Source organism: Loktanella sp. PT4BL (assembly GCF_003201935.1).
Classification (GTDB): Bacteria; Pseudomonadota; Alphaproteobacteria; order Rhodobacterales; family Rhodobacteraceae; genus Yoonia.
Window position 1 is genome coordinate 63,617 of the sequence record NZ_QJJL01000002.1, and the last position, 12,770, is coordinate 76,386.

The window sequence follows — 12,770 nt, forward strand, 5'->3', positions numbered from 1 at the left end:
TGCCTTTATGCGACGTTAAGCAGCGTCGTCGTCGAGATCGATTTCTGTGGTGTCTGCGATCACTTCACGTGTCGCATAGTGGCCACAGGAAGGGCACACGTGATGTGGGCGCTTCAGCTCACCACAGTTGTCACACTCGTTCGGGTTCGCCGCGACGAGTGAATCGTGTGCACGCCGGTTGTTGCGGCGGGATTTGGATACTTTATTCTGCTGGACAGCCATGTCTCAACCCTATGGTTTAAAGGGCCGCGGCCCTGATTTCTGTGCGTCTGCGCGGGGTCCTACGCCATTGTGGCAGCCCTGTCGAGACACGATGTCAAAGAGGCCGCGAACATACTGCGATTCCTCTATAGTGCAACCCTTTTTCGCCAAGGGCCGTGGCGCTATTTTTCTTCTTTCTTTTCAAGACTTTCCCGTAAAGCGCCTAGGCCCGCAAAAGGCTTGGCATCATCGTCCGTCATCGGGGTTTCGCCCGGTTTGGTGAAAATCGCATCTGTGAGCGCGGCGTCCTCTTTGCGTGGATAAAGCGGCAAAGCCAGCGCAAGCGCCTCGATCATCACCTGCGCAAGGTCGAGCGTTTCGGGCAAGCCCTCAACCGTGTCGTCCACAGGCATTTCGATCTCGGTGGCTTCAATCTCGGGCAGTTCGGCCAAGTAATGCCGCACAAGCGGCTCATCTATGCGGGTGGTCACCGGATCAAGCGTGACGACGCAGGATTGCACCACTGTGGCACCCAGTTCGCCGTTCAGGACCCAGTCCTTGCGGTCCTGCGGTGTCAGTGTGCCGGCAAAGCGCAGTTTCTTGATCCCGACAATGCCGAGTTCCTCTGCTATTGCCGCGCGTTCCTGTGGCGTCGGCACCAGTTCAAAGGGTGTTGGTTTGCGCGTTGCCAGATCAGCCAAACGCAGATGTGACGTGGGTATGTTGGTCATAACTGCTTTCGATTCTTGAACAGGGGCGGGGTGTACTGTATCGGGGATAAAAGGCGCACGGCGCCAAGGCAAGAGGCGACAGGTATGAGTGCGATGACAGGTAAACTGCGCAAAACAATCAAGGCCGCAGGATTCGTGTCCGTGTTTGCAATCGTGGCCGGCTGTAGCCCGATGGACCGCTATCACGGCTTTATCCCGCCCGCAGAGGAGCTTGCGACAGTGAATGTCGGCAGCACAACCAAGGACGAGGTGATCGCCCTTTTCGGCCCGCCTGTGTCTGACCGCGCCTTGCAGAACAACACGATCTACTATGCCTCCAGCCAGTTCGAAATTTTCGGCCCCTTCGCACCGGAAGAGGTGGACCGGCAAGTTCTGGCGATTGATTTTGACGCGGGCGACCGCGTGCGCAACATCTCGCGCTATACGCTCGAAGATGGCCGCGTGGTGGTGCTTGACCGTCGGGTGACTGAGGATGGCATCAACGACATTACCTTCCTCAGCCAGCTGTTGGGATCGTTCGGTCGCATTGATGCCGGGCAGTTCCTGGGTGACGAGCCGTAGGGCGCACTTAGGCAATTACAATCACTTGTCATGCCCGCTGGTTTGGTCCGGAGGCTGCCGCCACAGACGCCTGCACCTTGAAGTGACAGATCAGGTTGCCCATATTTCTACCTGAAGTAGAGTGGGGGAATCGATGCAGAATTCACTTTTCCTAGGTGGTGTTGTTTGCGTGTCTTTCATCGCAGCACCGGTCGCCAGCGATGCGGACACGATTGCATCCGATATTCCAAATGGATTATTTGCTCCGCTCACGATCATTGAAGATCACCCTCAATGCAATGGTCCCGGGCAAACCGCGTTTAAAGTGGAATTCGAGACCGGCGAAGTGTCCTATACGGCGCAGCATGTGCAGTCTTTGCGGGAAGCTAGCATATCATCGGATGGTGTCATCCTAGAGGAAGAAGCAAGATGCTTCGTAGGTCACAGGTCTGGCACTGAACTCAGACAGGTCGAAGTCAGCTGCAACGGCGGCGAATTGCAGCGTTCGCCTTTCGATGCACGCAATCTTTCTCAGACGTCCATCTCGATCTCTGGAACATTTACTGCGTGTCACTCACCTTTCGCATTCGAGATCATGGACAGTAGTTGGCGTGCGCAAATCAACGAACCGAAGGGGCCGTCTGAAGTGACGGGCACTGTCTTTCAAAACCCCGTCGAGGGCTGCGAGAATGCTGTGCAGGTGCTTGAGCCACGCTTGTATCTGAGATACGTTCAGACGACGTCGTCGGGCATACCCTTGGGTATTGAGCGCAGGTTTCCGTATGATGATGTGGATGTTGTTTCGCCTGCTTCGCCTACTTTTTTCAGGCTGATTTTCAATGATATTCCCGTACTTCTGAATGACAATAACTCCGCGTTTGCCACTGTCGACACACAGGTTTTTCTGTTTCCAACCGATCAGGGCGTGGCGCGTTGTCCGGCTGGCCTGTGTACACTCCCGCGGTTTGTAACGAACATGTCGAATGTGTCGCGGCATGCGCGCAAATGCCCATAGCGACGCATAGTAACTATTCTTCGGGTTCAAACTCCAGCGCGACCCCGTTGATACAGTAGCGCAGACCGGTTGGCTGTGGTCCGTCGGGGAACACATGGCCCAGATGCGCGTCGCAGCGGTTACAGTGCACCTCTGTGCGCTTCATGAAAAAGCTGCGGTCGACACTCTCGCCCACCATTTCGGAATCGATGGGTTGATAGAACGAAGGCCAGCCTGTGCCGCTTTCGAACTTGGCTGCCTGCTCAAAGAGCGGCGCGCCACAGCAAACACACATGTAAGTGCCCGGACCTTTCGGGAAATTCTCATGCGTGCCAGCCCGTTCCGTGCCATGCTTGCGCGTGACCTTATAGGCCATATCTGACAGTTGCGCGCGCCATTCAGCATCAGATTTGACGACTTTATCCATGGTTTCCCCATTCCTTTCGTAACCTATCTGTCGTTAACTTAGGTCTACAACGGTAGTTCGCCAAGGCAGGCCCAGATGACAATTTCGTTTCAGGACGGACGCTATGCGGCACGGTTGGCCAGAACCGATGCTGATCTCGTTGCCTGTCAACGCCTGCGGCATCAGTGCTTTTTTGGCGGCAAGGGGCAGGACCGCGATGCCTATGATCCGATCTGTGCCCATGTGATGGTCGAGGATCAGGCGGGCCGGCTGGTCGCGACAGCGCGCCTGCTCGAGATGGCGTCAGGGGCCGAGATCGGCAAATGCTATGCGGCGGGGTGTTATGACCTGTCCGGCCTTGCGACCTGCGACGCCCCGATGATCGAGGTGGGCCGCTTTTGTATTGCCGCCGATGCGCGTGATGCGGATGTTTTGCGCGTTGCGTGGGGGGCGTTGACCGGGCTGGTGGATGCGCGCGGTATCGCGGTCCTGTTCGGCTGTACCAGTTTTGCAGGCACCGATCCCGCGCCATACGGGCAGGCCTTCAAACGGCTTGCCGCGCGTCATCTGGGGCCTGAAACCTTGCGCCCCGGCCCGAAAGCCGCAGAGGTAGTGCGCTTTGCCGATATCCCGTGCCATGGCACCGTGCCGATGCCGCCACTTTTGCGCACCTATCTGGCCATGGGCGGCTGGGTATGTGACCACGCGGTGATCGACCGCACCATGCAAACCTTGCATGTTTTCACCTGTCTTGAGGTCGCGTCGGTGCCGCCTGCACGTGCCGCTGCACTGAGGGCCCTTGCGCAGACAGCATCTCTGCCATAGCAGGCGGATATGGCTAGAGCACCCTTACTCCAACTCTCTGAAATCGCGCTGACCTTCGGCGGCGATCCTGTATTCGAAGACCTGTCCCTGGTCGTCCAACCCGGCGACCGTGTGGCGCTGGTCGGGCGTAACGGATCAGGCAAATCGACCTTGATGAAGGTTATGGCGGGCCTTGTCCTGCCCGACAGCGGCGCGCGTACCGCTGCCCCAGGTGTGCAGGTAGGCTATATGGAGCAGGACCCCACGATGGCCGGTTTCGCCACTTTGGGTGATTATGCCGCCAGCGGGCTGGACATTGATGAGGCCTATAAGGTCGATATGGTGGCCGAGGGCCTGAAATTTGATCCCGCAGGTGATGTGAACACGGCCTCGGGCGGGGAACGGCGGCGTGCGGCCTTGGCCAAGCTGATGGCCGAAGCGCCGGAACTGATGCTGCTGGACGAGCCGACAAACCATCTTGATATCGAGGCGATTGCCTGGCTTGAGAACGAGCTGAAAACCACACGTGCCGGTTTTGTGCTGATCAGCCACGACCGCGCGTTTTTACGCGCGCTGACCCGCGCGACGCTCTGGATTGATCGCGGGCAGGTACGGCGCGCGGAAGAGGGATTCGAGAATTTCGAGGCGTGGCGTGACAAGATCTGGGAAGAAGAAGACCAGCAGCGCCATAAGCTGAACCGCAAGATCAAGGCCGAGGCGCGTTGGGCGGTGGAAGGCATCTCTGCCCGCCGCAAGCGCAATCAGGGCCGCGTGCGGGCCTTGCAGGAATTGCGCGCCGAACGTGCCGCGCAGATCACACGGCAGGGCACAGCGTCGATGGCCTTTGACGGTGGGTCAACCTCTGGCAAAAAAGTGGTTGAGGCCTTCGGGCTGAGCAAAGCTTTTGACGGCAAAAACATCGTGCGCAATTTCGATCTGACGGTGCAGCGCGGCGACCGGATTGCCTTTGTGGGGCCGAATGGTGTGGGTAAAACCACGCTGATCAAGATGCTATTGGGGCAGGTGGAACCGGACGCGGGATCGGTGAAACTCGGCACCAACCTTGATATCGCGGTGTTTGATCAGACGCGTGCGGCGCTGAACGAAGATATGACACTGTGGGAAAATCTGGCCAATGATCCCGAACTGGGTGTCTCGGGTAAATCCGACCAGATCATGGTGCGCGGCACGCCCAAACATGTGGTCGGCTATCTGAAGGAATTTTTGTTCAACGAGGCGCAAGCACGTGCGCCAGTGCGTTCGCTTTCGGGCGGTGAAAAGGCGCGGCTCTTGCTGGCGCGGCTGATGGCGCGGGAAAGCAATCTGCTGATCCTCGACGAACCGACCAACGATCTGGATATCGAAACGCTTGATCTGTTGCAGGATATATTGGGCGATTACGAGGGCACGGTGCTTCTCGTCAGTCACGACCGTGACTTTCTCGACCGTGTCGCGACCACGACGATTGCCATGGAAGGTAATGGCGAGGCGGTCGTTTATGCAGGTGGTTGGACAGACTATCGCGCCCAACGCGGTGGTGATTTCACCGAGGCCAAGCAGGCCAGCAAGCCATTGGCCAAGAAGGAAAAAGAAGCCCCGAAGAAGGCCAGTGCGGGGCTGTCGTTCACCGAAAAGCACCGACTTGAAGAACTGCCCGGCGTCATCGACAAGCTGACCGCCGAGATCGCAAAGCTTGAGGAGTTGCTGGCCGATCCCGAGTTGTTCACCAAGCAGCCTTTGAAGTTTCAAAAAGCCACTGACGCATTGGTCGCGCGACAGTCCGCGTTGCAGGATGCTGAAGAGGAATGGTTGAAGCTGGAAGAGAAGGCGGGCTAGGTTTTCGCCCGTTTCTCGGCAGCTTTGACCTGATCCCAAAGCGCATCCATTTCGGCGAGATCGCTGTCGGCGGGGGTTTTGCCCATCGCTTTCAGCGCATCTTCCACCGCCTCAAAGCGCCGCGTGAATTTGGCGTTGGTGGCGCGCAGGGCCGTTTCGGGGTCGATATCAAGATGACGGGCAAGGTTGGCGACCACGAACAGCAGATCGCCGAATTCTTCCTCGACCTCTGCGCGGCTGAGCGTATCACGCGCCTCGACCAGCTCACCTGCTTCCTCGATGATCTTGTCGATCACATGGGAGGTATCGGGCCAGTCAAAGCCCACACGGGCTGCACGTTTTTGCAGTTTCACGGCGCGGGTTAGCGCGGGCAGGCCGGTGGCCACACCGTCCAGCGTGCGGGTCTGCGCTTTGCCTGCGCGCTCGGCTGCTTTGATCTTTTCCCAGTCGGCGGTCTGTTGTTCGGCGGATTTGTCGCGCGATTCGTCGCCGAAAACATGCGGGTGGCGCGCGACCATTTTGTCAGCGATCGCCTTGACGACGCTGTCAAAGGTGAAATGCCCCGCCTCTGACCCCATCTGCGTGTGATAGACGGTTTGCAGCAGCAGATCGCCCAATTCGCCCTCAAGCTCGTCCCAGTCGGCGCGGGCGATGGCGTCAGCGACCTCATAGGCCTCTTCGATGGTGTAGGGGGCGATGGAGGCGAAATCCTGTTCGATATCCCAAGGGCAGCCAGTGTGGGGATCACGCAAACGCCGCATGATTTCCAGCAGACGCGGCATTCCGCCGTCAGGATCATGGATCAGGGTGTCATCAGGCATTGCACGGGGCCTCTTGTTGGGGTCAAGTGGCACCGTAAGAGCAGATTTGCCGGAGCACCAGACATGCCAGTGATTAACCGTATCGCCGATTTTGCGGAGGATATGACCGCGTGGCGCAGGCATCTGCACCAGTATCCCGAGTTGGGATTTGAATGCCATGAAACGGCGGCCTTTGTGGTTGAAAAGCTGCGCACCTTCGGGGTGGACGAGATCCACGAGGGGATCGCGACGACTGGCGTGGTGGCGATTATCAATGGCAAGGCTGCTGGGCCAACGATTGGCTTGCGCGCCGACATGGATGCGCTGCCCATGCAGGAGGAAACGGGGTTGGATTATGCATCAAAAGTGGCGGGCCGGATGCATGCCTGCGGTCATGACGGGCATACCACGATGTTGCTGGGGGCGGCGCGGTATCTGGCGGAAACGCGCAATTTTGCAGGGCGCGTCGCGCTGATTTTCCAGCCTGCCGAGGAAAATGGCGGCGGCGGCGAGGTCATGGTCAGGGAAGGTATTCTTGAGCGGTTTGACATCGCCGAGGTTTATGCCCTGCACAGTGGACCGGGCGATGCGGTGGGGGCCTTCTATACCACGCCGGGGCCGATTATGGCCGCTGTCGATAGCTTTCACATTCATATCACAGGGATTGGCGGGCACGGGGCCTACCCCTACGAAACCGCTGATCCGGTGGTTGCGGCTGTGGGGATGGTCAATGCGATCCAGACAATTGTGAGCCGCAACCATGTGCCTTTCGAGGATCTGGTCGTCTCGGTCACGCAAATTCATACGGGATCAGCCGATAACATCGTGCCCGAGAAAGCCTATATCAACGGCACAGTCCGCACGATGGCAAAATCGGTGCAGGACATGGTGGAAAAGCGGCTGACCGAGATCGTGACTGGTCATGCGGCGGCTTACGGTGTGCAGGCCGAGGTGATTTACGAACGCGGCTATCCGGCGACGATCAATGATCCTGAAAAGACCGCCTTTGCCGCGGCTGTCGCGCGGGAAATCTCGCCGGATGTGGATGATGCCCGCCAGTATGACATGGGGGCAGAGGATTTTTCGTATTTTCTCGAAAAACGTCCCGGTGCCTATGTTTATGTCGGTAACGGTGACAGTGCGGGGTTGCATCACCCCAAATATGATTTTGCCGATGGGGCGGCCCCTGTGGGGGCGTCCTTTTTCGCGCGGTTGGTCGAGCGGGCTTTGCCAGCGGCCTGAGGCGTGCGGTGCAGGGGCAGAAGCCTCCGGCGGAAGTTTGATTGGACATGGAAAATGAGGTGGCGTGGTGACACTTGATAAAGCGAAAGAGGCGGTGGACGGGGCGTTTACGGCCATCGAGCGGCGCGGATTGGCCTATGAGAACGCTTTTGGCGGGGCCACGTCGTTCTTGCGCAGGATGTACACCAAGGATCTGACGGGGTTCGATCTGGCGGTCACGGGTGTGCCGTTCGATCAGGCCGTCACCCATCGCCCCGGCACGCGGTTTGGACCGCGCGCGATCCGCGAGGCGTCGAGCCTGCAACCCTATGATCCGCCTTACGGCTGGGACGGGTTTGATCCGCTGGGGGAATTTGCCATCGCAGACTATGGCGATATGGCCTTTGACTATGCCAATGTGGCCGGTGTGCCTGCTTTGGTGGAGGCCCATATCGCGGGGATATTGGGGCAGGGCTGCGGGACGGTGACCTTGGGGGGTGATCACTTCATCACCCTGCCGATCCTGCGTGCCTATGCCGCGCAATACGGGCCGCTGTCGGTGGTTCAGTTTGATGCCCATTCCGATCTTTGGCCTGATGACGATATGGCCCGCATTGATCACGGCACGATGATGTACAAGGCCGTGAAGCTGGGTTTGGTGGATGTGACGCGCTCTGTCCAGATCGGCATTCGGACGGAATGCGCAGACTATCTGGGAATGCCCTATATTGACGCCCGCACGTGCCACGAAAAGGGCAATGCGTGGGTGGCCGAAGAGATCAGGGCGCGGGTGGGCGATCATCCGACCTATGTGACCTTTGATATCGACGCGCTTGATCCCGCTTTTGCGCCCGGCACCGGCACGCCTGTCTGGGGTGGTCTGGCGTCCTGGCAGGCGGCGGCAATCCTGCGGGATATTGCCGGGATCAATATGGTGGGGGGCGACATCGTTGAGGTGTCGCCGCCCTATGACACGACAGGGGCCACCGCGATTGCGGGGGCGCATGTGGCGATGGAACTTTGCTGTCTTGCGCTCTGGAATAAAAGGAAAAAGTGATGCCGAACCAACCGATATCGGGAAATGATCTGGCGCGGTTTTCAGGGCCGCAGACCTTCATGCGCCTGCCAGAAGTCACCAGTGCGGCAGGCCTTGATGTGGGATTTATCGGCATCCCGATGGATATCGGCACGTCGTGGCGGTCCGGTACGCGGATGGGCCCCAAGCAGGTCCGCGAACAGTCGGCGATGATCCGCCCCTATAACATACAGACGGGTGCGGCGCCTTTTGATGTACTGCAATGTGCGGACCTTGGGGATGTGGCGATCAACACCTTTTCGCTCAGCGAGAGTATCCGCATTATAACAGAGACTTACGCGGCACACCTCAAGCATGATTTCATCCCGATGACATTGGGTGGTGATCATACGCTGACCCTGCCTGTGCTGCGTGCGGTGGCGGCCAAGCATGGGCCGGTCGCGCTCGTGCATGTGGATGCCCATGCCGATGTAAACGACGAGATGTTCGGCGAGCGCGAGACCCACGGCACGGTTTTTCGCCGCGCCTATGAGGAAGGGCTGATCACCGCCAACAAGGTGTTCCAGATCGGGCTGCGTGGTACGGGTTACACCGCAGATGACTTTACAGAGGCCGCGGGCTGGGGGTTCAACCAGTATCTGGCGCCGCAGTTGTGGCACAAATCGCTGACGCCCCTCGCGGCCGAGATCAAGGCCACCATCGGCGACCAGCCTTGTTACATCACCTATGATATCGACAGTCTGGACCCTGCATATGCGCCGGGCACCGGCACACCCGAGATTGGCGGGCTGACCACACCGCAGGCGATGGAGCTGATCCGCGGTTTGCGGGGCCTGAATATTGTGGGCTGTGACCTTGTCGAGGTGTCGCCGCCCTATGATCCGTCGGGCAATACTGCACTGACCGGGGCGAACCTCATGTTCGAAATGCTGTCGATACTGCCCGGTGTGCCGTACCGCTAGGCTTCAAAAGTGACCACCGGCGCATTAGGTGCATTTTAAATCAATTATGAGGGGCCCTATGCGCATTCTTTATCTGATCATTCTCATTGTTGCCGGTCTTGTGGCCTATGTGCGGTTTGCGCCGACGGACATAGCGCGCTGGCATCAAGTGCCCGAAGTGACTGCGCCGGGCGATACGGAGGGGCCGGGGTCGTTCCTTGCCGTGCGCCGCATCAATGCCCCCGCTGCCGACGTGCTGGGAAGGGTTGAACAGCGGGCCTTGGCGACGCCACGGACACGGTTGCTGGCGGGCAGTGTGGCGGAGGGTATGATAACCTTTCAGACACGGTCGCTTTTATGGGGCTTTCCCGATCATACAACTGTTGCCGTGCAGGGTGATTTACTTGTGATTTACGGCAGGTTGCGGTTCGGCCAGTCTGATATGGGTGTGAACAAGGCGCGCGTTGAAAGCTGGCTTGAAACGCTTGCCCCCTTGACCGAGCCGCTTTGATCCGCCAATCGGTGATCCATGATCGCATCTGATAAAATCGAACAGCTGATTGACCGTTTCCAGTTTCTGGAAGCGAAAATGTCGAGTGGTGCCGCGGGCAATGATATTGCCAAATTGGGCAAGGAATACGCCGATTTGCGCCCCGTCGTGGAAACCGTGACCGCCTACAAGGACCTGCTCGCGCAGATCGCCGATGCCGAGGCGATGCTGGCTGATCCGGAGATGAAGGAATTGGCCGAGGCTGAATTGCCTGATCTGAAAGCGGCGCTGGAAGCGTCCGAACATGATGTGCAACTGGCGCTTTTGCCGAAAGATGCCGCTGACAGCCGGCCCGCATTGCTGGAAATCCGGCCCGGCACGGGCGGTGATGAGGCGGGGCTTTTTGCGGCTGATCTCTTACGGATGTATCAGCGCTATGCCGAAAAGCAGGGCTGGAAATTCGAAATTCTTGAAGAGAGCCTGAGCGAATTGGGCGGCGTGAAAGAGGTAGTCGCGCGGGTTGTCGGTGATGGTGTCTTCGCAAGGCTGAAATACGAAAGCGGTGTGCACCGCGTGCAGCGTGTGCCTGAAACCGAGAGTGGCGGGCGTATTCATACTTCTGCTGCAACGGTGGCAGTGCTCCCCGAGGCGGAAGACGTCGATATCGAGATCAATGCGAATGATTTGCGCATTGATACGATGCGCGCGTCGGGATCGGGGGGACAGCACGTCAATACCACGGACAGTGCGGTGCGGATCCTGCATATTCCCACGGGCATCATTGTTGTCAGTTCCGAAAAATCCCAGCACCGCAACCGCGAGATTGCAATGCAGGTGCTGAAAACGCGCCTGTTTGATCTGGAACGCCAGCGCGTGGACAGCGAACGCTCGGCAGACCGGAAAAGTCAGGTCGGGTCGGGGGACCGCTCGGAGCGGATCAGGACCTACAACTTCCCCCAAGGGCGCCTGACGGATCACCGGATCAACCTCACGCTCTATTCCTTGGGGCAGGTGATGCAGGGTGATCTGGATGAGATCATCGATGCCCTGCAATCTGACGCGCAAGCCACGATGCTGGCCGAGATGGGCGCGTGAGTGACGCCAGGACCGGCAGTCAGGTTCTGACGGCGGCTGTGCAGCAATTGACCAAAGCCGGGGTGCCCGATGCCGCGCGTGACGCGCGCAAGCTTTTTGCCTATGCCTCCGGCGTGGATGCAGGGCGGCTGACGCTGATCCTGCCAGAGCCTGTGTCGGCAGAGGTCATGACGCGGTTTGACCACCTGATCGCCCGCCGCGCGCGGTTCGAGCCCGTGTCGCATCTGATCGGGTCACGCGCGTTCTACGGGCGCGATTTCGAGGTGACAAAGGATGTCCTTGATCCGCGTCCTGAAACCGAAACGCTGATTGATGTGGCCTTGCGTGATCCCTTCGCGCGTGTGCTGGATCTCGGGACGGGGTCAGGCTGTATTCTGGTGACGCTGCTGGCGGAAAATACGCAGGCGGTTGGTGTGGGGGCCGATGTGTCGCCCAAGGCGCTTGCCGTGGCCTTGCGCAACGCGCAGCGACACCATGTGGATGACAGGGCAACCTTTGTGCAAAGCGACTGGTTGGCGGGTATCAGGCGGCCCTTTGATCTGATCGTGGCGAATCCGCCCTATATTGCCGCCGATGAAATGGCGGGCCTGTCACGCGATGTGCGCGAATGGGAGCCGCGTTTGGCGCTGACCGATGAGGCTGATGGGCTGTTCGCCTACCGCACCATCATTTCACAGGCGCAAGATGTGCTGGAACCGGACGGCCGGTTGATCTTCGAGATCGGATCGACACAAGGCAAAGCGGTGGCTGAACTGATGCTGCAAGGCGGTCTGACCCATGTTTTCGTGATTCCCGACCTTGATGGTCGCGACCGTGTTGTGACCGGCAAAACCAGGCGTTCTTGACCCGCCAGCGCCACAATAACCGGCAAAAACACGCCTTTTTCTCACTTTGGTCTTGTCTTGCGTCCCCCCACATGCTTATTCAATCCCATCGGATGGGACGAGGCTCGCCACTGACCTCCCCCCGATCAGTCGCCAAACATCGCAAGGCTACACATTTGAGACGCGCTATTAGCGCGACATTGGCCCAGCAACGACAGCCAAAGGCTTGAAAGCAACTTATGAGATCATCTAAGTCACGGTCGCGGAATAAAAATCGCAACAACCGTCCCACGGGCGGTAACATCATCAATCGGGTTTTTGACAGCTCGGGCCCTGATGGCAAAGTGCGCGGTACGCCGCAGCAAATTATTGAAAAGTACAACCAGCTTCACCGCGATGCCGTTTTGTCGGGCGACCGTGTGGATGCGGAAAACTTTGCCCAGCACGCAGAACACTACACGCGTCTTCTGGCCGAAGCGCAGCGTGAAGTCGATGCCAAGCGCGAAGAGCAGGAAGAGCAGAACCGTCAGCGTCAGGCCGAGCGTGACCGCGAGCGTCAGGAGCGCTTGAGCGCGCAGGAGGAGGCCGCGAACGCTCCTCTGGAGATGGATCAGCCGGATCATGCGCACGAAGGTGACAGCGGTTTGGTAGAAACCCCCGAGGCCAAGCCCAAGCGCCCGCGTCAGCCGCGCAAACCGCGCAAGGCACCCGATGAGGGGCCAAAGAGCGACAACGCCCCAGAGGCTGCTGAATAAAGACAAGCCCTCCGATTTCGGGGGGCTTTTTGTTTGGCGGGGGCAGGATTGCCGCCGGCGGAAGTTTGATGGGACATGGAAAGCCCGGGGATCAGG

At 58.9% G+C, this 12,770-nt stretch carries 15 protein-coding genes; 11 read left to right on the top strand and 4 right to left on the bottom strand.

The features are described 5' to 3' along the window. Positions 1–15: 15 nt before the first annotated feature. Positions 16–222: a 50S ribosomal protein L32 gene (rpmF, locus tag C7964_RS05235; protein WP_008236104.1), complete on the bottom strand. Its 207-nt coding sequence runs from the start codon at positions 220–222 to the stop codon at positions 16–18. A 161-nt stretch (positions 223–383) separates the two neighbouring features. After that, on the bottom strand, positions 384–932 hold the full coding sequence (locus C7964_RS05240; protein ID WP_110278647.1) for a YceD family protein: 549 nt from the start codon (positions 930–932) through the stop codon (positions 384–386). A gap of 84 nt (positions 933–1,016) precedes the next feature. On the opposite strand from C7964_RS05240, the gene C7964_RS05245 reads away from it, so the two are divergent. Both C7964_RS05245 and C7964_RS05250 read left to right on the top strand, forming a co-directional pair. Next, a complete protein-coding gene (locus C7964_RS05245; protein ID WP_110278648.1) occupies positions 1,017–1,493 on the top strand; it encodes an outer membrane protein assembly factor BamE in 477 nt (158 codons plus the stop codon). Positions 1,494–1,626: 133 nt separating this feature from the next. Then, complete coding sequence (locus C7964_RS05250) at positions 1,627–2,487, top strand: hypothetical protein (RefSeq protein WP_110278649.1); 861 nt, start codon at positions 1,627–1,629, stop codon at positions 2,485–2,487. A 13-nt stretch (positions 2,488–2,500) separates the two neighbouring features. Here the strand turns inward: C7964_RS05250 and msrB are convergent, their stop codons facing one another. Next, complete coding sequence (gene msrB, locus C7964_RS05255) at positions 2,501–2,893, bottom strand: peptide-methionine (R)-S-oxide reductase MsrB (protein WP_110278650.1); 393 nt, start codon at positions 2,891–2,893, stop codon at positions 2,501–2,503. Positions 2,894–2,968: 75 nt separating this feature from the next. On the opposite strand from msrB, the gene C7964_RS05260 reads away from it, so the two are divergent. Together C7964_RS05260 and C7964_RS05265 are read left to right on the top strand one after the other, a co-directional pair. Beyond that, entirely contained in the window at positions 2,969–3,697 is a 729-nt protein-coding gene (locus tag C7964_RS05260) for a GNAT family N-acetyltransferase (RefSeq protein WP_110278651.1), read from the top strand. Positions 3,698–3,706: 9 nt separating this feature from the next. Continuing rightward, positions 3,707–5,512 carry an ABC-F family ATP-binding cassette domain-containing protein gene (locus tag C7964_RS05265; RefSeq protein ID WP_110278652.1) on the top strand — a complete coding sequence of 602 codons (1,806 nt, stop codon included), beginning with the start codon at positions 3,707–3,709 and terminating at the stop codon, positions 5,510–5,512. On the opposite strand, the gene mazG is transcribed toward C7964_RS05265, so the two are convergent. Next, on the bottom strand, positions 5,509–6,333 hold the full coding sequence (gene mazG, locus C7964_RS05270; protein WP_110278653.1) for a nucleoside triphosphate pyrophosphohydrolase: 825 nt from the start codon (positions 6,331–6,333) through the stop codon (positions 5,509–5,511). The genes C7964_RS05265 and mazG overlap by 4 nt on opposite strands. Positions 6,334–6,396: 63 nt before the next feature. Here mazG and C7964_RS05275 point away from each other — a divergent pair, with 63 nt between their 5' ends. From C7964_RS05275 to C7964_RS05305, 7 genes are all read left to right on the top strand, one after another. Then, entirely contained in the window at positions 6,397–7,554 is a 1,158-nt protein-coding gene (locus tag C7964_RS05275) for a M20 aminoacylase family protein (protein ID WP_110278654.1), read from the top strand. 67 nt (positions 7,555–7,621) lie between these two features. After that, positions 7,622–8,590, top strand: coding sequence for an agmatinase (gene speB, locus C7964_RS05280; RefSeq protein ID WP_110279417.1), 969 nt, complete (start codon positions 7,622–7,624; stop codon positions 8,588–8,590). After that, a complete protein-coding gene (gene speB, locus C7964_RS05285) occupies positions 8,590–9,531 on the top strand; it encodes an agmatinase (protein ID WP_110278655.1) in 942 nt (313 codons plus the stop codon). Before speB (C7964_RS05280) ends, speB (C7964_RS05285) begins: the two co-directional genes overlap by 1 nt. A 58-nt stretch (positions 9,532–9,589) precedes the next feature. Next, the gene (locus C7964_RS05290; protein ID WP_110278656.1) at positions 9,590–10,021 is read left to right on the top strand and encodes a DUF1499 domain-containing protein; all 432 of its coding nucleotides are present in this window, start codon (positions 9,590–9,592) and stop codon (positions 10,019–10,021) included. An 18-nt stretch (positions 10,022–10,039) separates the two neighbouring features. Further along, positions 10,040–11,095, top strand: a complete 1,056-nt coding sequence (gene prfA, locus C7964_RS05295) for a peptide chain release factor 1 (RefSeq protein WP_110278657.1) — start codon at positions 10,040–10,042, stop codon at positions 11,093–11,095. Further along, positions 11,092–11,940 (top strand): peptide chain release factor N(5)-glutamine methyltransferase, encoded by an 849-nt coding sequence (gene prmC / locus C7964_RS05300; protein WP_110278658.1) that lies wholly within the window; start codon positions 11,092–11,094, stop codon positions 11,938–11,940. The genes prfA and prmC overlap by 4 nt, the downstream gene beginning before the upstream one ends. A gap of 218 nt (positions 11,941–12,158) precedes the next feature. Next, entirely contained in the window at positions 12,159–12,674 is a 516-nt protein-coding gene (locus tag C7964_RS05305) for a DUF4167 domain-containing protein (RefSeq protein ID WP_110278659.1), read from the top strand. The last annotated feature ends 96 nt before the right edge of the window (positions 12,675–12,770 follow it).

Coding starts and splice junctions, on each gene's coding strand:
- C7964_RS05275 (WP_110278654.1), top strand. CDS start 6,397: ATGCCAGTGATTAACCGTATCGCCGATTTTGCGGAGGATATGACCGCG.
- C7964_RS05265 (WP_110278652.1), top strand. CDS start 3,707: ATGGCTAGAGCACCCTTACTCCAACTCTCTGAAATCGCGCTGACCTTC.
- C7964_RS05240 (WP_110278647.1), bottom strand. CDS start 932: ATGACCAACATACCCACGTCACATCTGCGTTTGGCTGATCTGGCAACG.
- C7964_RS05250 (WP_110278649.1), top strand. CDS start 1,627: ATGCAGAATTCACTTTTCCTAGGTGGTGTTGTTTGCGTGTCTTTCATC.
- speB (WP_110278655.1), top strand. CDS start 8,590: ATGCCGAACCAACCGATATCGGGAAATGATCTGGCGCGGTTTTCAGGG.
- C7964_RS05245 (WP_110278648.1), top strand. CDS start 1,017: ATGAGTGCGATGACAGGTAAACTGCGCAAAACAATCAAGGCCGCAGGA.
- C7964_RS05305 (WP_110278659.1), top strand. CDS start 12,159: ATGAGATCATCTAAGTCACGGTCGCGGAATAAAAATCGCAACAACCGT.
- rpmF (WP_008236104.1), bottom strand. CDS start 222: ATGGCTGTCCAGCAGAATAAAGTATCCAAATCCCGCCGCAACAACCGG.
- prfA (WP_110278657.1), top strand. CDS start 10,040: ATGATCGCATCTGATAAAATCGAACAGCTGATTGACCGTTTCCAGTTT.
- msrB (WP_110278650.1), bottom strand. CDS start 2,893: ATGGATAAAGTCGTCAAATCTGATGCTGAATGGCGCGCGCAACTGTCA.
- C7964_RS05260 (WP_110278651.1), top strand. CDS start 2,969: ATGACAATTTCGTTTCAGGACGGACGCTATGCGGCACGGTTGGCCAGA.
- mazG (WP_110278653.1), bottom strand. CDS start 6,333: ATGCCTGATGACACCCTGATCCATGATCCTGACGGCGGAATGCCGCGT.
- C7964_RS05290 (WP_110278656.1), top strand. CDS start 9,590: ATGCGCATTCTTTATCTGATCATTCTCATTGTTGCCGGTCTTGTGGCC.